General features: G+C 68.9%; 21 protein-coding genes and 1 pseudogene. 9 read left to right on the forward strand and 13 right to left on the reverse strand.

What is annotated here, in order from left to right; genetic code table 11:
• The 8 genes from menE to A5648_RS12815 all read right to left on the reverse strand — a co-directional run.
• Positions 1-1,042, reverse strand: a 1,042-nt coding sequence (gene menE, locus A5648_RS12780) for an o-succinylbenzoate--CoA ligase (RefSeq protein ID WP_065024907.1), incomplete at its 3' end; no start/stop codon positions are given.
• A 38-nt stretch (positions 1,043-1,080) separates the two neighbouring features.
• A complete protein-coding gene (locus tag A5648_RS12785) occupies positions 1,081-1,383 on the reverse strand; it encodes a DUF3349 domain-containing protein (protein WP_065024927.1) in 303 nt (100 codons plus the stop codon).
• 92 nt (positions 1,384-1,475) lie between these two features.
• On the reverse strand, positions 1,476-1,763 hold the full coding sequence (locus tag A5648_RS12790; RefSeq protein ID WP_065024908.1) for a hypothetical protein: 288 nt from the start codon (positions 1,761-1,763) through the stop codon (positions 1,476-1,478).
• Complete coding sequence (locus A5648_RS12795; protein WP_065024909.1) at positions 1,760-3,043, reverse strand: inorganic phosphate transporter; 1,284 nt, start codon at positions 3,041-3,043, stop codon at positions 1,760-1,762. Before A5648_RS12795 ends, A5648_RS12790 begins: the two co-directional genes overlap by 4 nt.
• Positions 3,044-3,149: 106 nt before the next feature.
• Positions 3,150-3,554, reverse strand: coding sequence for a VOC family protein (locus A5648_RS12800; protein WP_065024910.1), 405 nt, complete (start codon positions 3,552-3,554; stop codon positions 3,150-3,152).
• Positions 3,554-4,438: an SDR family oxidoreductase gene (locus tag A5648_RS12805; protein ID WP_065024911.1), complete on the reverse strand. Its 885-nt coding sequence runs from the start codon at positions 4,436-4,438 to the stop codon at positions 3,554-3,556. Before A5648_RS12805 ends, A5648_RS12800 begins: the two co-directional genes overlap by 1 nt.
• Before the next feature lie 32 nt (positions 4,439-4,470).
• Complete coding sequence (locus tag A5648_RS12810) at positions 4,471-5,373, reverse strand: 1,4-dihydroxy-2-naphthoyl-CoA synthase (protein ID WP_065024912.1); 903 nt, start codon at positions 5,371-5,373, stop codon at positions 4,471-4,473.
• Between the two features lie 27 nt (positions 5,374-5,400).
• Positions 5,401-6,348 (reverse strand): aldo/keto reductase, encoded by a 948-nt coding sequence (locus A5648_RS12815; protein WP_065024913.1) that lies wholly within the window; start codon positions 6,346-6,348, stop codon positions 5,401-5,403.
• Between the two features lie 89 nt (positions 6,349-6,437).
• Here A5648_RS12815 and A5648_RS12820 point away from each other — a divergent pair, with 89 nt between their 5' ends.
• From A5648_RS12820 to A5648_RS12845, 5 genes are all read left to right on the forward strand, one after another.
• Complete coding sequence (locus tag A5648_RS12820; RefSeq protein WP_065024914.1) at positions 6,438-6,992, forward strand: TetR/AcrR family transcriptional regulator; 555 nt, start codon at positions 6,438-6,440, stop codon at positions 6,990-6,992.
• A gap of 22 nt (positions 6,993-7,014) precedes the next feature.
• Positions 7,015-7,854, forward strand: coding sequence for an amidohydrolase family protein (locus tag A5648_RS12825; RefSeq protein ID WP_065024915.1), 840 nt, complete (start codon positions 7,015-7,017; stop codon positions 7,852-7,854).
• A 392-nt stretch (positions 7,855-8,246) separates the two neighbouring features.
• Entirely contained in the window at positions 8,247-9,299 is a 1,053-nt protein-coding gene (locus A5648_RS12835) for a hypothetical protein (RefSeq protein WP_131810564.1), read from the forward strand.
• 77 nt (positions 9,300-9,376) lie between these two features.
• Positions 9,377-10,324 (forward strand): o-succinylbenzoate synthase, encoded by a 948-nt coding sequence (locus A5648_RS12840; protein WP_065024918.1) that lies wholly within the window; start codon positions 9,377-9,379, stop codon positions 10,322-10,324.
• A gap of 45 nt (positions 10,325-10,369) precedes the next feature.
• Positions 10,370-11,515, forward strand: coding sequence for an LLM class flavin-dependent oxidoreductase (locus A5648_RS12845; protein WP_065024919.1), 1,146 nt, complete (start codon positions 10,370-10,372; stop codon positions 11,513-11,515).
• Positions 11,516-11,518: 3 nt separating this feature from the next.
• On the opposite strand, the gene A5648_RS12850 is transcribed toward A5648_RS12845, so the two are convergent.
• The gene (locus A5648_RS12850) at positions 11,519-12,187 is read right to left on the reverse strand and encodes a sensor domain-containing protein (RefSeq protein ID WP_207511690.1); all 669 of its coding nucleotides are present in this window, start codon (positions 12,185-12,187) and stop codon (positions 11,519-11,521) included.
• Between the two features lie 91 nt (positions 12,188-12,278).
• Here A5648_RS12850 and A5648_RS12855 point away from each other — a divergent pair, with 91 nt between their 5' ends.
• From A5648_RS12855 to A5648_RS12865, 3 genes are read left to right on the forward strand one after another with little or no spacing between them, the layout of a single operon-like run.
• On the forward strand, positions 12,279-13,109 hold the full coding sequence (locus A5648_RS12855) for an alpha/beta fold hydrolase (RefSeq protein WP_065024920.1): 831 nt from the start codon (positions 12,279-12,281) through the stop codon (positions 13,107-13,109).
• 10 nt (positions 13,110-13,119) lie between these two features.
• A complete protein-coding gene (gene menD, locus A5648_RS12860; protein ID WP_065024921.1) occupies positions 13,120-14,769 on the forward strand; it encodes a 2-succinyl-5-enolpyruvyl-6-hydroxy-3-cyclohexene-1-carboxylic-acid synthase in 1,650 nt (549 codons plus the stop codon).
• 14 nt (positions 14,770-14,783) lie between these two features.
• Positions 14,784-15,272 (forward strand): DUF3592 domain-containing protein, encoded by a 489-nt coding sequence (locus tag A5648_RS12865; protein ID WP_065024922.1) that lies wholly within the window; start codon positions 14,784-14,786, stop codon positions 15,270-15,272.
• 33 nt (positions 15,273-15,305) lie between these two features.
• Here A5648_RS12865 and A5648_RS12870 read toward each other — a convergent pair whose 3' ends face one another.
• Positions 15,306-15,950: a DsbA family protein gene (locus tag A5648_RS12870; RefSeq protein WP_065024923.1), complete on the reverse strand. Its 645-nt coding sequence runs from the start codon at positions 15,948-15,950 to the stop codon at positions 15,306-15,308.
• Positions 15,951-15,986: 36 nt separating this feature from the next.
• On the opposite strand from A5648_RS12870, the gene A5648_RS12875 reads away from it, so the two are divergent.
• Positions 15,987-16,676 (forward strand): demethylmenaquinone methyltransferase, encoded by a 690-nt coding sequence (locus A5648_RS12875; RefSeq protein ID WP_065024924.1) that lies wholly within the window; start codon positions 15,987-15,989, stop codon positions 16,674-16,676.
• A 59-nt stretch (positions 16,677-16,735) separates the two neighbouring features.
• On the opposite strand, the gene A5648_RS12880 is transcribed toward A5648_RS12875, so the two are convergent.
• The 3 genes and pseudogenes from A5648_RS12880 to A5648_RS12890 all read right to left on the reverse strand — a co-directional run.
• Complete coding sequence (locus tag A5648_RS12880; protein ID WP_065024925.1) at positions 16,736-17,179, reverse strand: nitroreductase family deazaflavin-dependent oxidoreductase; 444 nt, start codon at positions 17,177-17,179, stop codon at positions 16,736-16,738.
• Between the two features lie 14 nt (positions 17,180-17,193).
• Positions 17,194-17,868, reverse strand: a complete 675-nt coding sequence (locus A5648_RS12885; RefSeq protein ID WP_065024926.1) for a class I SAM-dependent methyltransferase — start codon at positions 17,866-17,868, stop codon at positions 17,194-17,196.
• Positions 17,869-17,984: 116 nt separating this feature from the next.
• A pseudogene (locus tag A5648_RS12890) lies at positions 17,985-18,592 on the reverse strand (FAD-linked oxidoreductase); the annotation flags it as partial.

The raw sequence follows: 18,592 nt of genomic DNA on the forward strand, positions 1-18,592 counted from the left end.
GCAACTCGGCCACGACGTGCAACTCGCGCGGGGCGGCCGTGGCGTCCAGTGATGCCGCGACGTGAGCACGCAACTCCTCCAGGGTCGGCGGCGTGACACCGGCCACCACCACCGCGGCCACCACTCGCTGGCCCAGCCGATCGTCGGCGATCCCGAATACCGCGCAGTCCGCCACCGCCGGATGGGTCGACAACACCGCTTCCACCGGTCCGGGTAGCACGGTCAACCCCCCGGTGCTGATCGCATCATCGGCCCGCCCCAGCACGCGCAGTCGTCCCGATTCATCAAGGGCCCCAACGTCATTAGTGTGAAACCAGCCCGGTTCGGCGAACGGGTCGGGGTCGACGCGATTGCGGTAACCGCGGGCCAGCGTCGAGCCGCCGATCGCGATCCGCCCGTCTGAGCCGATCCGCACCCGAACCCCCGACAGTGGCACACCGTCGTAGATGCAGCCGCCGGCGGTCTCGCTCATGCCATAGGTGCGCACCATGCGCACGCCCGCACCAGCGGCGGCGTCCAGCACCGGTTGCGGCGCCGGCCCCCCGCCCAGCAGGACCGCATCCAGTTCGGCCAACGCCGCCGTTGCAGCGGGAGCCTGAAGCGCCTTGGCAAGTTGAGTGGCCACCAGCGAGGTATAGCGCCGCCCGGACCCGAGTGCCGCGACGGCCGCCGGCAGTTGCTCGATATCGAAACCCGTTGCCACGTCCAGCTGTACCGGGGTGGTGCCGGCCAGCAGGCTGCGCACCATGACCTGGATTCCGGCGATGTGGTGCGGCGGCAACGCCAGCAGCCAGCGGCCCGGACCGCCCAGCCGGTCCTGGGTGGCGGCCGCACTGGCCAGCAGCGCCGCACCGGTCAGCAGCGCCCCCTTGGGCGTTCCGGTGGTTCCCGACGTCGTCACCACCAGCGCGACATCGTCATCGACCGGTTCCCCCACCCGCAGTGCCGCCAGAACCGAGGGGTCGCCCTCGGAGGCAACCGGCGTCAGTGCGGCGTCGCGGCCGTCCAGGACAGCCTGCAGCGCGGGCAGCAGCGTCGACACCGCACCGTCGGAGGGGACGACCAGTGCACGCAGGCCGGCTATGGCGTTGCTCCGCCGGTGGGGGCGTCGTCGAGCAGCCAGCCCTTGGCGGCCAACCGTTCCCGCACCCGGTCGATGTCCTCGGGGGAGGGCAGTTCGTTGGTGAGACGGGCGATCAGCACGCCGATGTCGACATGGTCGAATTCGCCGCGACCGATCAGTTCTCCGGCGACGGCCTTGACCTCGTCGTTGGTCAGGCGCCGCGACAACAGCGCCAACAACGGGATGTAGTCGGTCTGCGGGACACCGTCGGGATATCCGGCGCGCAGCCAGGCAACGATCGAGGTGAGAAATTTGTTCATACCCGACTTCCCCGCGCTGACACCCGGCATGTCCGGACCGATATTACGTCGAATCGAGTCCGAAGACGTTCGTCCCAGCCGCACGACCTGGGCTATGCCGGTTTTGCCCCGAGCAGGTACCAGCCGAAGTGATGCCCCAGGAAGTCGCGGGCGATGAACAGCACCCCGATGACCACCACGGCCAGCACCAGCAGGAAAATCGCCCAGCTGAGTGCGATCAGCGCCGGCCGCTTTGCGCTTGCGGTGCCCTCAGCGGTGTGACTGCTGCCGACGGCGTTGACCCGCACCCCGACCGCGAACAGCGCCGGTAGTGCCCCGCCGACCAGCAGCCCGAACACCAAGATTTTCAGGGTCGCGCTGTAGTTGAACCACTCGCTCATGACCGGACGACTTCGCGCGCCGTGGGTTCGTCGTCGGTGACGACGGTCAGCTGCGGCACCTGGGGGGCGGCGTCGAACGCCGTCCGGAGGGCCTGCTCGACCAGCGGGCTCTGCGCCGGTACCGGCACGTGACTGTCCAGGTCGGCCAGGCCGCCGGTCAGGCTGCCGTCCCACTCGGCGTTGACGTTGTTGTGGTCGATGCGCGACCGGCGCGACCGCAGCCAGATCGCCAAGATGGCGGTGATCAGCAGTGCTACGCCGATGATGATCCCGGGGAAGCCCCCGATCCCGTGGACCAGCCCGTAGGCGCCGGAGCCGACCGCGCCGGCCATCGGCAGCGTGACCAGCCAGGCTGACGCCATCCGGCCGGCGACGCTCCAGCGCACCTGGGCACCCGGCTTGCCGACACCGCTGCCCAGCACCGACCCGGTGGCCACCTGCGTGGTGGACAGCGAGTAGCCGAAGTGGCTGGAGAGCAAGATGACCGCGGCGGCGGCCGATTCGGCGGCCATGCCTTGCGGGGGTTTGATCTCGACCAGGCCCTTGCCCAGGGTGCGGATGATGCGCCAGCCGCCGGTGTAGGTGCCGGCCGCCATCGCGAGCGCGCAACTGACGATCACCCACAGCGGCGGCAGCGTCGCCGACGTACTCACCGCGCCGTAGGACATCAACGCCAGGAAGATCACGCCCATGGTCTTCTGCGCGTCGTTGGTGCCGTGCGCCAGAGACACCAGCGCGGCCGAGCCGATCTGGCCGCGCTGGAACACCTTTTCGGAATGCTTCTCGTCGACGTTGCGGGTGATGCGGTAGACCAGCCAGGTGCCGACGGAGGCGATCAAGGTGGCGATCACGGTGGCCACCACCGCCGGAACCAGCACCTTGGAGACCACGCCGCTCCAGATCACGCCGTGCCCGCCGACGGCGGCGATCATCGCCCCCACGATCCCGCCGATCAGCGCGTGCGAGGAACTGGACGGGATACCGAGCAGCCAGGTCAACAGGTTCCAGACGATGCCGCCGACCAGTCCGGCGAAGACCAGCTCCAGGCTCACCAGGTGGGCGTCCACCAGACCCTTGGCGATCGTCGCCGCGACGGCGGTCGACAGAAAGGCCCCGAGCAGGTTCAGGCACGCCGACATGGTGACCGCAGCCTTGGGCTTGAGCGCACCGCTGGCGATCGACGTCGCCATCGCATTGCCGGTGTCGTGGAAGCCGTTGGTGAAGTCGAAGGCGAGCGCCGTGACCACCACGATGATCAAAAGGAACAGATCAAGGCTCACGAGAGCATCACAGCGCCAATTCTGGCGACCGACGGTGCTGTTGTCTAACGATCACCCGCCCGAAATGCCGGTGTACTTCGAGACGTTCCGAAGTATTCGCCTGCTGTTAACCTTTCGCGCGTTTGTCCTGGCGGGTGTCTCGGCGCAGCGGGTGATCGGCGGGAACCTCCACGAAGATCAGGGTGGTGCCGTCGGGATCAGTGACATGCATCTCGTGCAGTCCCCACGGTTCGCGGCGGGCGGTTCGGGCGATCGGGACGCCGCGGCCCTCCAGCTCGGACTGGGTGGCGGCGACGTCGCGCACCTGCAGCCACAGTGCTCCCGGAAACGGCGCTTCCGGGCGCTCGGGGTTGCCGTGGCCGGCCAGTTCGATCAGCGACTGCCCGGCGTAGAAGACCATGCCGGCGCCGTAGTCGCGGGCGATCGCCAGCCCGATCTCGTCGCGGTAGAAGCGCAGCGAGCGCTGGTAGTCGGTGGGCCGGAGCAACACCCGGCTGGCCAGAATTTCCATCAGCCCTCGACTGGCTCGATCCGGTTCCGCTTGACGATGGCGGTGGCCCAACCGGCGTTGAGGTTGTCCAGTGCGCGGAACGCCAGCGCGAGCCGCGGCGCGATGCGGATCGGGCGATATCTGGCCGCGTCGATCATCCACGCGCCGGCCTCTTCAGCGGTGAGTCCGGGCTTGCCCTGGAACGCCGCGGTGGGCGCGATCATCGGGGTCTTCACCAGCGGGTAGTACAGCGTGGTGGACTGCACGCCGTAGCGGGCCCACTCGCTGTCGATAACCCGGCTCACCGCGCTCAGCGCCGACTTGGAGGCGTTGTACACCCCGAACAGTGGGGAGGAGTCGGTGAAGACGCCCCAGGTGGCGACGTTGATGATGTGGCCGTCGCCGCGCTCGCGCATCCCGGGGGCGAACCCGCGGATCAGCCGCAGCGGCGAGTAGTAGTTGAGCTGCATGGTCCGTTCGACGTCGTGCCAGCGGTCCAGGGATTCGGCCAGCGGACGGCGGATGGAGCGTCCGGCGTTGTTGACCAGGATGTCCACCCCGGCGAACCGCTCGTCGACGTCCTTGACCAGGCCGTCGACGGCATCCAGGTCCGACAGGTCGCATGCGATGGCGTGGGCCGTGCCGCCGGCGTCGGTGATCCGCTGGACGAGCGCCTCCAGGTTCTCTTGGCGCCGGGCCACCGCGATCACGGTGGCCCCCGCTTTACCGAACTGTTCGGCGCCGGCCTCGCCGATGCCCGACGACGCGCCGGTCACCAGCACCCGCTTGCCGGTCAGGTCGATCAGCTTGGCGCCGGGCCGGTGCATCAGTTGTGCGGCGACCGGGGGACGCATGGTCGCGAGCGTGAGCTGATCGGTCAGGCGGCGTAACGGGCTCTTGCTCATGGATAGCCACTCTATGCGGGCGAAGCGTCCGCTCAGAAGTAGCGCGGGAAGGCGCTCCAGTCGGGGTCGCGCTTCTCCAGGAACGCATCGCGGCCCTCGACGGCCTCATCGGTCATGTAGGCCAGCCGGGTGGCCTCGCCGGCGAACAGCTGCTGGCCCACCAGCCCGTCGTCGAGCAGATTGAAGGCGAACTTCAACATCCGTTGCGCCTGAGGGGATTTGCCGTTGATCTCCTTGGCCCACTGCACACCGGTGGCTTCCAGGTCGGCGTGGTCGACGACCTCGTTGACCGCACCCATGTGGTGCATCTGCTCGGCGGTATAGGCCCGCCCCAGGAAGAAGACCTCGCGGGCGAACTTCTGGCCCACCTGTCGGGCCAAGTACGCGCTGCCGTAGCCGCCGTCGAAGCTGCCGACGTCGGCGTCGGTCTGCTTGAACTTCGCGTGCTCGCGGCTGGCCAAGGTCAAATCGCACACCACGTGCAGGCTGTGCCCGCCGCCGGCCGCCCAGCCGTTGACCAGGCAGATCACCGGCTTGGGCATGAACCGGATCAGCCGCTGAACCTCCAGAATGTGCAGTCGACCGGCTCGGGCGGCATCCACGGTGTCCGCCGTCTCGCCGGACGCGTACTGGTAGCCGCTGCGGCCGCGGATGCGCTGGTCTCCGCCGGAGCAGAACGCCCAGCCGCCGTCTTTGGGGGAGGGCCCGTTGCCGGTCAGCAGCACCACGCCGACGTCCGAGGACATCCGGGCGTGATCGAGCGCCTGATACAGCTCGTCGACGGTGTGCGGGCGAAATGCGTTGCGCACCTCGGGGCGGTTGAACGCGACCCGCACCGTCGCGTCGGTGACGTGGCGGTGGTAGGTGATGTCGGTCAGGTTGGCGAAGCCGTCCACCGGCCGCCAAATGCTCTCATCGAACGGGTTGCTGCTCACGCCTGCGACCGTACCGGGGCTCCGCGGTCAGGTCGCGGTGGCTTCCCGGAACGCTTCGCGCACGCTCGCGGCGTAGTCCGGTCCCTGCCCCGGTGCGGTGATCGCATCCAGGCGGGCGATGGCGTCGTCGCTCAACACGATGTCGGCCACCTGCATGTTCTCCTCCAGGTGCGCGATCGATCCGGTACCGGGAATCAGCAAGGTGTTCGCCGAGGTGGTCAGCAGCCAGGCCAGACCGATCTGGGCCGGTGTGGCGCCGAGTTCGCCGGCGATCTCACGGACGACGGCATTGTCGGTGACTTTGGGGAAACCGGGGAACGCCGAGCCGAGCGGGAAATAGGGCACCCAGGCGATGCCTTCGTCGGCGCAGAAGTCGAGCGCCTCTTCCTGCGAGCGGTCGAGCAGGCTGTAGGCGTTCTGCACGCAGACGATCCCGGCCGGCAGGGCCCGCTGCACCACGTCCAGGCCCACGCTGCTGATGCCGATCGCGGCGATCTTGCCCTCGTCGCGCAGTGCGATCATCTCGGCCAGCTGATCGTCGAGGCCGACGTTCTGGTCGCCCTCCGGGATGGGGGCGGGGCCGAGGTCGTAGCGCCGCAGGTTGACCACCGGCACGGTGTCCAAACCCAGTTGGTGCAGGTCGTTTTCGACGGCGGCGCGCAACTCGGCCGGTTTCTGGGCGGCGGTCAGCGGGACCGGACCGACACCGGTATAGGCGGCGCCGACCTTGCTGACGATGACGAGCTCGTCGCGGTAGGGCGCAAGCGCCTTGCGGATGCGGTGGTTGACCTCGCCGCCGGCGTAGAACGACGCGGTGTCGATGTGATTGACGCCGAGTTCCAGCGCGCGGCGCAGGACCGCCACGGCGTCGTCGGCGGTGATCCTCTCGTCGAGCTGCATGGCGCCGTAGCCGACGCGGGCTACCTGGCGCGTGCCGATTCGGCCGGGGCCACCGGGCGGGAGTTGCTCTGTCATGGTGCTCCTGTTGGCGGGAAGTGAGACACTGGCTATATGCGGAGGGTCCTCCGCTTCGTCAGCGTAGCAGAAACGGAGGTTCCTCCGCTTTGGTCGGGAAATGTCGCGCCGATGCGCGCCGCAACCGGGAGCGGCTGCTGGCCGCCGCCGCCGCGGCATTCGGTGGCTCGAACGGGAGCCCAGTGCCGCTGGAGTCGATCGCCCGCGAGGCCGGGGTGGGGATCGGCACCCTCTACCGCCACTTTCCCAGCCGCGAGGCGCTCGTCGAGGCCGTCTACCGCGCCGAGTTGGGTGACGTCGCGGCCGTCGCCGGACAATTGCTCACCCGCCACCCGCCCAAGGTTGCGCTGCGACGCTGGATGGATCGCTACGCCGTCTTCGTCGCGGCCAAGCGCGGCATGGCCGAATCCTTGCGCGCCATCGTCGAATCCGGCGCCATGACGCCCAACGACACCCGCGAGAGCATCGTCGGCGCGGTCGACCTGCTGCTGCGCGCCGGCGCCGACGACGGCAGCCTGCGCGCCGACGTGCGGGCCGACGATGTGGTCTCCAGCCTGGTCGGCATCTTTTTGACCAGCGCCTCAACCGAGCAGACCGGCCGCCTACTCGACCTCTTGGTTGCGGGAGTGGCCGCCACCGCCTGACCAACTGACTACGGTAACGACGATGACGATCGACGTGTGGATGCAGCACCCGACCCGCCGTTTCCTGGCTGACGACATGTTGGCGTCCCTGCGGCGCTGGACCGGTGGGGCAATGCCCGACGAGGAGATTCCCATCGAGGCCACCGTGTCCGCGATGGAGCGCGCGGGTGTGGATTTCGGTCTGCTGAGCGCATGGCGCGGACCCAACGGGATGGATCTGGTCTCCAACGACGAAGTCGCCGAATGGGTCCGGGCGCACCCGAGCCGGTTCGCCGGACTGGCGACCGTCGACCTGGATCGCCCGATGGAGGCCGTCCGCGAGCTGCGCCGCCGGATTAATGACGGGTTCGTCGGACTGCGGGTGGTGCCCTGGCTGTGGAATGCGCCGCCCACCGACCGGTGCTACTATCCGCTGTTCGCCGCATGCGTCGACCTCGGCGTCCCGTTCTGCACCCAGGTCGGCCACACCGGCCCGCTGCGACCGTCGGAGACCGGTCGTCCGATTCCCTACATCGACCAAGTGGCCCTGGACTTTCCCGAACTGGTCATCGTGGGCGGGCACGTCGGCTACCCCTGGACCGAGGAGATGGTCGCCGTCGCCCGCAAGCACGAGAACGTCTACATCGACACCTCGGCCTACACCACCAAGCGGCTGCCCGACGAGCTGATCAGGTTCATGAAAACCCGGACCGGGCAGCGAAAAGTGTTGTTCGGCACCAACTATCCGATGATTATGCACGATCACGCGCTGGATGGTCTAGATGTTCTCGGGCTCGATGACGAGGCGCGGGCGGACTATCTGCACGGCAATGCCGCGCGGGTTTTCAAGCTGGGTGGCGCGCCATCGGCACCGGTGAGGTAGTTGTCCGTCGAGCTGATCGACGTGGCACAGCGCCTCGCGCAGGTGGGCTACGTCGTGATACCGGCGGTGCGGTTCGGACCCACGGGCAAGCAACTGCGGCCGACGTGGTCGGTCCCCGACTCGGGGCTGTGTCTTCCGGTCAGCGACTGCCCGGCGGCCAAGAGCAAGGCGGTCCCGCTAGAGTTAGGCGAGGGTAGCCTAATCCGGGGGGTTTAGGCGGTAGTGCCGGGGGGATGTCGGTGGGCGCTGTACTGGGGATATCGCTGTCTGCGACGCGCGCGGGCGTGGTCGTTCTCGAAGGGGTCGGGGCTGATGCGCGGACGGTGATCCGCGACGCGGTCGCGGTGTCTGCGGGAGGACTGGATGTCGTTGTGGCCGCTGTCGCGCAGGCTGTGCGCACCGCAGCGAGCCGCGGCTACGCGGTGCAGGCGGCTGGGCTGACCAGCACGACGGACGCCGAGCAGTATGCGTTGGACTCGGCAGGGCTGTTAGCAGATTCGGACATTGCAGAGATCGTGATGTTCGAGCCGGCCGATGCTGTGGCGGCGCTGGCCGAGGTGGTCGCCTCGAGCAGACGATCTCAGCGCGCGACCGTCAGCCTGATCGCCGAGGACCAAACCATCGCGGTGCTGGCCGATGACCGAGACGGCGCGCACCATACCGCTGTCTCCGAGCACCACGACGACGACGCGGCGTTGGTATCGCTGGACCAACTCGTCGCCGACTGGGTACCGGGTGCTGTGTTCGTGATGGTCCCGCATGGCCTCGTGGCCGAAGGCTTCCCGGAGCGGCTTGAGCGCGCTCTCGCGCCGCGAATGATTGCGCTGATCGATGCCGAGCTGGGGTTGGCCCGCGGGGCGGCGCTCGCGGCCGGAAACGCAGCCCTCGGCGGTGACGTAGTCGTCGACGAGCCGACTGTTCCTATGCGACAACGGCTCCACCGCGCCGATGCGCTGTTGGTAGCCGCCGTGGCGGTGACGTTGTTGGTGGCAGCGATGACGATAGCGCTGGTGCGCGGGGCTCTGTTCGGGGCCGAACCGCCGGCGCAGGCGAGTGTCGGTGCTGCCGGCATCGAGACCCAGCAGAGCCGCCAGGCTCCGCTGCCGCCATCTTCCGCTGGAACGCCGCCGTTTTCGGCGGTGGAAGAGGAATCGGCGGCCGTGCCAACGGTTTCGGCGCCGAGGAAGGTCGAACCACAATTCGCTGAACCTGGTGAGGCGCAACTCCGAAAGATGACCGAGCCGATCGCCGAATCGGGCCCCGTGCCGGTTGCGTCGCCTGATGCGGCTCCGCCGCCGCCGGCGCCTGTGGAGGAACCGGCACCGTCGCCGATCCAAGACGCGATCACATTTGTGGAACAGACGTTCGGGATCGATGTCGACAATGACGGTCTGATCAATGGTCGACCACCAGCGCCGCCAGCGCCTTCCGAACACACTCCATGACGACATGGGCTGACCGATTTGCCGGCCGAGCCCACTTCCACCTGGCGCACGCACCACCGGACCGGCACGATAGATCGATGCCGCCCCTTGACGACATCCTCGACCGCCTGCACGTCGTGGCGTTGCCGATGCGCGTCAGATTCCGCGGCATCACCGTTCGCGAACTGGCCCTGATCGACGGCCCGGCCGGCTGGGGAGAGTTCGGCGCTTTCCCCGAATACGAACCCCCCGAGGCGGCGCACTGGTTGGCGTCGGCGCTCGAATGCGCTTACCACCGGCTGCCGCAACCCCTTCGGGACAGTATCCCGATCAACGCGACCGTCCCCGCCGTCGACGCCGGTCAAGTCCCCGAAGTGCTGGCACGATTCCCCGGCGCGAAAACCGCCAAGGTCAAGGTCGCCGAGCCCGGCCAGACCCTGGCCGACGACGTCGCCCGCGTCGAGGCCGTCCGCGCCCTTGTGCCCACCGTGCGGGTCGACGCCAACGGCGGCTGGACCGTGGACCAAGCAGCGCAAGCCGCAAAGGCGCTGGGGCCGCTGGAATATCTGGAACAGCCCTGCACCACCGTCGCCGAACTCACCGAGCTGCGCCGCCGCATCGACACCGCGGTGGCCGCCGACGAGAGCATCAGGAAAGCCGAGGACCCGCTGGCCGTCACCAAAGCGGGGGCCGCCGACATCGCGGTGCTCAAAGTCGCACCACTGGGCGGCATTTCAAAGCTACTAACCATCGCCGACCAGATCGGCATCCCGGTGGTGATCTCCAGTGCGATCGACTCCGCGGTCGGTATTGGCGCGGGCCTGCGCGCCGCGGCCGCACTGCCGGACCTGCGGTACGCCTGCGGGCTGGGCACCGGATCGCTGTTCATCGACGACATCGCCGAAACGCCGCCACCAACAGACGGCTACCTACCGGTGCAGACCATCATCCCGGATCCGGCCCGACTGCACGCCCTGGCCGCCGGACCTGCACGGCGCGACTGGTGGATCGAGCGAATCACGGCCTGTTACCGGCTTTTAGGGTAGGCGCCTACCCTAGGCGGGCCGACGCTGTCGGCGCACACTGCGCACATGTCTGGATTCCGCGTGGGCATGATGGATGCGGTCATCGCCGGCCGCCCATCGGCCGACACTCTCACCAGGGTCACCTATTTCAGCGCGGTGGCCAGCCGGGTCGACTCGTTCTGGGTGCCCGACCACCTCAACGCGCTCTTCCCTCGGACGCTCTGGCAGCCGAAGTATTGCGGCGGGGCCAAGATCCTGCCGTCCGCGGATGCCTACTTGGAACCATGGACCATGCTCGGGCATATCGCCGCCCGCAACCGGATCGGCCGCCTACGGCTCGGCACCTCGGTGACCGACACGGGCCGGCGCAATCCGGCGGTCACCGCGCAGGCCGCCGCGACACTGCACCTGCTCACCCGCGGTCGGGCCATTCTGGGCATCGGCACCGGCGAGCGGGAAGGCAACGAGCCCTACGGGGTGGAGTGGTCCAAGCCGGTCGCCCGGTTCGAGGAGGCGGTCGCGACGATCCGCGCGTTGTGGAACTCCAAAGGCGAACTGGTCAACCGAGATTCACCGTACTTCCCGTTGCGTAATGCGCTCTTCGACCTGCCGCCCTACCGCGGTAAGTGGCCGCCGATCTGGATCGCCGCGCACGGTCCCCGCATGTTGCGCACTGTCGGCCGCTACGGCGACGGGTTTTTCCCCGCCTCGCTGCAGGCACCGCAGGAGTATGCCAACCGGCTGGAGGCGGTTCGCGCTGCGGCCTCTGATGCGGGGCGTGATCCGAAGTCGATCGTGCCCGCGTTGTGGATCCCGGTTGTCACCGGCCGCAGCACGACGGAAATCGATGAGGCGCTGGAATCCGAAATCATGAAATGCTGGGCACTCAACGCAAACGACGAGTTCTTCGCTCGGCACGGGATGCAGCACCCGCTGGGGGTCGGCTTCACCGGCGGACAGGACTTGTTGCCGCACGACTGGGATGAGCAGACCGCGCTCTCGCACATCAAGGGCATCACCCCGCAACTGGTGCGCGACACGATGCTCGTCGGCACCCCCGGCCAGGTCCTCGAACAGGCTGCGGTATGGCGGGACTGCGGGGTGCGCTACCTGGTGGTGGCACACGTCAGCATTCTGCAGCGCAGCCTGCGCAACGGCCTGGCCAGTCAGCGACCGTTCTTCAAGATCATTCGGGAGCTCAAGAGGCTCTGACCCTCACACGCTGGGCAGCCGCGCGTCGATCCCGTTCGCGATCGTGACCGCCTCATCACTGACGTAGAGCTTGCACGCCAACACATCGATGGCGACGTTGTTGGCCACCCGCAGCGCCCGCTGACACGACCAGCCCGCGGTGTTGTCCTGGTGCTGGGTCATCCAGACCGTGGAGTCGATGTCGGCGACGATGTCGAACGTCCAGGGCGTATCGCGATAGCCGTCCTTGGTGGTCGTGAAAGACCGCTCACCGCACGGCGACCAGCGCCGGGCGGTCGCGTCGAAGAAGTTCTGGGCATCGCCGCGGTTGACGAACGTCGTCGCCGCCTGGATGACGAAGTGGTCCAGAGCGGCTTCGGACAGGGTCTGGACGACGGTGGCGGTCCAATTGGTGCCGGCGTAGACCGACTGCTCGACGGGCATCCAGGCGGGCATGCACTCGTGGTCGGGAAATTGCCGGGCGGAGTCGAACATTCGCGAGCGGGAGTCCTCGACCCGCATTCCGGAGGCGCCCATGATGTCGCTGACGGTGGAGGCCTCCAACAGCAGATCCGCCAGCATCGACGCTGCGACCGTCCGGGGCCCGTTGTGGTCGGCCGGCACGGCCAGGCCGCCGGTCACCCTGGAACATCCGGCCAGCACGGCGCAGGCCAGCACCAGCGTGCAAGCCACCCCTGCGGTCCGTCTCCGCATCACCGTCCCCAGCTGCGCAGTTGCGATGCTGACACCATAGGGCGTCGGCGGGTCGCGTACCTTCAAACCCGTGACCAACCTTGCTTACGACGACCGTAATCAGGATGGCGATCCGGTTTTGTTCATCGCAGGGCGTGGTGGTGCGGGCCGCGGCTGGCATCTGCACCAGGTACGTGACTTCCAGCTCGCCCGCTACCGCCCGATCACCTTCGACAACCGTGGTATCGGCGCCACCGAGAACGCCTCCGGGTTCACCACCGAAACCATGGTGGCCGACACCGCCCAGCTGATCGAAACCCTGGGCGTCGCCCCGGTGCGGATCGTCGCGGTGTCGATGGGCGCCTTCATCGCCCAGGAACTGATGCTGGCGCGGCCCGAGCTGGTGCGCTCGGCGGTGCTGATGGCCACCCGCGGGCGCCATGACTGCGCGCGGGACTTCTTCTACCAGGCCGAAGTGAAGCGGGCCGAGTCGGGCCTCGAGCTTCCTGCCGAATACGAAGCCAAAATACGTCTGCTGGAAAGCTTTTCGCCGAAAACTCTCAGCGACGACGCTGCGATCAAGGACTGGATCGCGATGTTCACCATGTGGCCGGTCAAGAACACCCCGGGGCTGCGTCGTCAGCTCGATGTGGCGCCGCTGACCAACCGGCTTCCCGCCTACGCCAACATCACCCAGCCGGTGCTGGTGATCGGGTTCGGCGACGACGTCGTCATCCCGGCGCACCTGAGCCGCGAGGTCGCCGACGCGATTCCGGGTGCGCGGTACTTGGAGATCCCCGACGCCGGCCACCTGGGGTTCATCGAGAAACCCGAGGCGGTCAACAAGGCCGCGCTGGAGTTCCTCGCCGAGGTCGACGGCAAGCCGTTCCGCTGGGCGCCTCCGCCGCCGGCACACGACTAACCTGATACCAATGACCAACCCCTCGACGGCACAGGCCCGCATCGTCGTCGACGAGCTGATTCGCGGCGGCGTCCGCGACGTGGTGCTGTGCCCGGGTTCGCGCAACGCGCCGCTGGCGTTCGCGCTGCACGACGCCGACCGGGCCGGCCGGCTGCGCCTGCACGTGCGCATCGACGAACGCACTGCGGGGTATCTGGCGATCGGCTTGGCGGTGAGTGCCGGCGCGCCGGTGTGCGTGGCGATGACCTCCGGCACCGCGGTGGCCAACCTGGGGCCCGCGGTGGTGGAGGCCAACTACGCGCGGGTGCCGCTGATCGTGCTGTCCGCCAACCGGCCCTATGAGCTGCTCGGCACCGGCGCCAACCAGACCATGGAGCAGCTCGGCTACTTCGGCACCCAGGTGCGCGCCACCATCAGCCTGGGCTTGGCCGAGGACGCCCCCGAGCGAATGGACGCCCTCAATGCCACCTGGCGCTCAGCGGTGTGCCGAGTATTGGTGGCCGCCAACGGGTCCCGCACCGCCAACGCCGGGCCCGTGCAGTTCGACATTCCGCTGCGCGAGCCGCTGGTGCCGGAAGCCGATGACCCCGGTGCGTTGCCGCCGGGCCGTCCGGGCGGCCGACCCTGGACCTACACCCCGCCGGTCAGCTTCGATCAGCCCCTCGATATCGACCTGACCCCGGACACCGTGGTGATCGCCGGGCACGGCGCCGGTGTGCACCCCAACCTGGCGGCGCTGCCCACGGTCGCCGAACCCACGGCGCCGGTGCCGCAGAACCCCCTGCACCCGCTGGCGTTGCCGCTGCTGCGCCCGCAGCAGGTCATCATGGCCGGCCGACCGACCCTGCACCGCCCGGTATCGGCGCTGCTGGCCGACCCCACGGTGCCGGTGTTCGCGCTGACCACCGGGCCGCGCTGGCCCGACGTGTCGGGAAACTCGCAGGCCACCGGCACCCGGGCGGTCACCTCGGGGTCACCCGACGCCGCCTGGTTGCGCCGCTGCGCGGAGCTGAACCGCAGCACCAACGCCGCGGTGCGCGAGCAGCTGGCGGCGCACCCGCTCACCACCGGCCTGCACGTGGCCGCGGCCGTCGCCGACGCGCTGCGCCCCGGTGATCAGCTGGTACTGGGCGCCTCCAACCCGGTGCGGGACGCCGCGCTGGTGGGGCTGAATCCGGAGGGTGTCACCGTGCGGTCCAACCGCGGGGTCGCCGGCATCGACGGCACGGTCTCCACCGCGATCGGTGCCGCGCTGGCCTTCGAACGAGCACAGGGCGGGTCCGATCCCGGCCGCACCATCGCATTGATCGGGGATCTGACCTTCGTGCACGACAGCTCCGGGCTGCTGATTGGGCCGACCGAGCCGACACCGCGGCAGCTGACCATCGTGGTGTCCAACGACAACGGCGGCGGGATCTTCGAGCTGCTCGAGCAGGGCGACCCACGCTTCGCCGACGTGTCGTCGCGGATCTTCGGCACCCCGCACGATGTCGACGTCGGCGCGCTGTGCCGCGCTTATCACGTCGAGTCCCGGCAGATCGAGGTCGACGCGCTGCCCGCCGCCCTCGCCGAACCCGCCGGCGGCATGCGGGTGCTCGAGGTCAAGGCGGACCGGTCCTCGCTGCGCGCACTGCACGCCGCGATCAAGGCCGCACTGTGAGATTGCCGCGCTGCATGTCGTTGAAATCGGCGCTGCGCAGACTGACGCACGGTACGGGTGCCGTCGCGCCGGATAGCACTGCCGGACGGGTGCTGCGCTGGGCCCGAACTGGTGTGCTGATCATGGTCGTCGTGGTGACCCTGCAGTCGCTGCTGTTGGTGGCCGGGGCCTGGCGCAACGACATCGCCATCGAACGGGACATGGGTGTGGCCGAGGCCGAAGTCCTCAACGCGGGCTTCCGGCGCTCCACCATCGAGTTCGTCACCCCGGAGCGGATCACCTACCGCCCTGAGCTCGGGGTGCTCTATCCCTCCGAATTGGCAACCGGGATGCGCATTTACGTCGAATACGACAAGGCCGACCCCGACCTGGTGCGCGTGCAGCACCGCACCGCGGTACTGGCGATCATCCCGGCCGGCTCGATCGTGGTGATCGCCTTGCTGGTCGGGGCCGCGGCGCTGGCGGGATTGGCCGTCGTCGAACGGCGCTGGGCTGGCGGCTGACGCACTGTTCGCCACCTGCGAGCCGAAGCGCCGCTAGCGCTCCTGCACCAGCCGGTCCAGCCACCCGGCGTCATCGGTGTCGACGACAGTTCGGGTGCCAAGATCGTAAACCGTTGGGGTGCCCGGGCTTTCCGGGTTGGCCGCCAGCAGCTGCACCCGGTTGAAGGCGTTCATCGACGTCGGCTCGACGGCCGGCTGCCCCTCCGCGATCCGATCCACCACGTGCGCGGGCAGGCCCGCCTCCCGTGCGGTGGTCGCGATGTCCTCGAGGTTCGGCGTCGCGCCCTTGCGGTACAGCTCGGTGACGAACGTCTGGTAGGCCGCCGCCGGGGTGGCCGGATCGGCGGCTGCCATCAGCGCGTTGCCGACGCGGGCGGAGGTGTCGTTGCCGCGGCGGGCGTCCAGAAACGTCATCCAGCGGTAGGTCACCGCGACGTCCCCGGCGGCCAGGTGCCGGCCCAGGGCCTCGCCGGATGCTGCCTCGAACTTCGCGCACTCCGAGCACTGCGGGTCGCAGTAGATCTCCAGCTGTACCGGGGCATCGGCCGAGCCGGCCAGCACCCCGAAGTGGTCGGGGGCCAGGGCGGTGCCCGGCGCGCCGGGGTCTGCCGCCGCGGGACCCGCCAACGCCGCGCCGAACATCACCAGTGCTGCCAATATGCCCAGCCAAGACCGCATTCCACCCACCCTATCGGACCGGGTAGCGTCGACACCGTGAGCCGCGCGAGCCTGGACAAAGACCCCCACGCGGTGGCATCGATGTTCGACGGCGTCGCGCGCCGCTACGACCTGACCAACACCGTGATGTCGCTGGGCCGCGATCGCGCCTGGCGGCGGGCCACCCGCAAAGCTCTCGGGTTGCGGCCGGGGGAGAAGGTGCTCGATCTGGCCGCCGGAACCGCGGTGTCCACCGTCGAGCTGGCGAAATCCGGCGCATGGTGCGTGGCGGCGGACTTCTCGGTCGGCATGCTGGCTGCCGGTCACAAGCGCGATGTGCCCAAGGTCGCCGGAGACGCCACCAAGCTGCCCTTCGACGATCGCGTGTTCGACGCGGTGACGATCAGCTTCGGGCTGCGCAACGTCGTCGACCATGTGGCGGGGCTGCGCGAGATGGCCCGGGTGACCAAACCCGGTGGGCGGCTGGTGGTTTGCGAGTTCTCCACCCCGACCGTCCCGGTGTTCGCTACCGCCTACAAGGAGTACCTGATGCGGGCGCTGCCGGCGGTGGCGCGCGCGGTGTCGTCGAATCCGGAGGCGTACGTCTATCTGGCCGAGTCGATTCGTGCCTGGCCGGATCAGGCCGCGCTGGCCGAGCGGATCGGCGCGGCGGGCTGGTCGCAGGTGAGCTGGCGCAACCTCACCGGCGGCATCGTCGCCCTGCACTCGGCGATCAAGCCCGGTTGAGCAGACGCGTAGGCCCCCAAAAAGCGCTCGTTTTGGGGGCCTACGCGTCTGCTCGCGGGTTAAGTCGCCGGGTCGAACCGGAAGACCGAGATGCGCCCGGCGAGCGCCTCGACCTCGTCGGGCGTGCCGCTTTCGACCAGGCCGGCCTGTTTGAGGAAGCGGACGCCGACGGGCACCTGCACCGGAAACGCCCGCAGCACCGGGCGGGCCGCCTCGGCTGACAGCTCGACGATGCGCACCGGCCGCCTCTTGCGGCCGTGGCTCAGGGTGCCCGAACCGGCCGCCCGGGCATTGAGCGCCCAGTCGGCGTTCGGGAACCCCGCCACGGTGTAGAGCTGCCCGTCGTGGGTGAACGGCGTCATCGGGGTGCTGCGCGGCTGACCGGACTTGCGGCCCGGCACCGTCAGCACCATCGGCGGACCGGTCGGAATGCCCAGCTTCTGCAGGCCGATCATCACCTTGTTGACCGGTTTGAGCCAGCGCGGCGGCTTCGTCGTGGTCATGGCCGTGTTCCCGGTCAGCCCAGGTGCGCCGAGAGCAGCCAGCCCGCAGCCGATTTGCGGCCGTTCGCCTCGTCGCGCAGTCCGACGCCACCGAAGCCGGGGAAGTCTGCGGGGAACACCGCGTGCAACCGGGCCGGCTTGATCTCGTCGATCACCCAGTACTTCGAGACCACGTCGCGCAGTTCATCCTCGGTCACCGCGAACGGCGGCCCCTCCGGGATCGCGGCCTTGTCGAAGACCAGCACGAAGTACGACGCCCCCGGCGCGGCGGCGCGCACGATCGACTGCTGGTAGCCCTCGCGGGCCTCCACCGGGATGGAGTGGAACAGCGTGCTGTCGACGATGGTGCCGAACCGGCCGTCATAACCGGTGAACGCGCTGATGTCGGCGACCTCGAAGCTGGCGTTGGTCAGGCCGCGTTTGGCGGCTTCGGCGCGGGCCAGGTCGATGGCGGTGGGTGACATGTCGAGGCCGACTGTGGTGTGTCCCCGTTCGGCCAGATACAGCGAGATGGCGGCCTCGCCGCAGCCGACGTCGAGGACGTCGCCGTGGAACTTGCCTTCGGCGATCAGGGTGGCCAGCTCGGGTTGGGGTTCCCCGATGCTCCACGGCGGTTTGGCGCCCAAGCCCATTTGCTCGGATTCGCCACGGTAAGCGGCGTCGAACTGAAGATCCAATGATTCACTCATCACTCCGGTATATCAACCAGGCTGATATGTGTCAATGGCCCTGATGCCGCGCGAACAGACACGAACGCCCCCTAATCAGCGCGTTTTAGGGGGCGTTCGTGTCTGCTCGGCGAAAGCTAGCTGAACGGGCGGCGACGGTCGATCAGCCGCGACATCCGCCCCCCGCCGCGCCAAGCCCGCGCCACCAGATCGGCGTCGTCGTCGGTGACCAGATTGGCCATCACCCGCACCGCCACTCGCATCAACATCGTCGAGCGCATCGCCACCGGGCCGGTGGCCGGCAGGAACTTCGGGAACGTCAGCAGCAGCGCCAACCGACGCGCCACCGAGAACCCGCGGGCGTAGCGGCCGGCCAGCAACTCCGGCCAGGCGTGGGTCAGATCCGGGCAGTCCAACATGCCGGCGGCCAGCAGGCCGGTCTCCAGGCCGTAGTCGATGCCCTCGCCGTTGAGCGGGTTGACGCAGGCCGCGGCGTCGCCGATCAGCATCCAATTCGGCCCGGCCACCCCGGAGACCGCGCCGCCCATCGGCAGCAGCGCGCTGGCCGGGGCACGCACCGGGCCCTCGAATCCCCATTCGTCGCGGCGCAGGTCGGCGTAGTAGGACATCAGCGGCCGCAGCGCCACGTCGGCGGGCCGTTTGACGGTGGCCAGCGCGCCGACGCCGATGTTCACCTCGCCATTGCCCAGCGGGAAGATCCACCCGTAACCCGGCAGCACCGCAC

Source organism: Mycolicibacter sinensis (assembly GCF_001673565.1).
In the GTDB taxonomy this organism is placed as follows: Bacteria; Actinomycetota; Actinomycetes; order Mycobacteriales; family Mycobacteriaceae; genus Mycobacterium; species Mycobacterium sinense_C.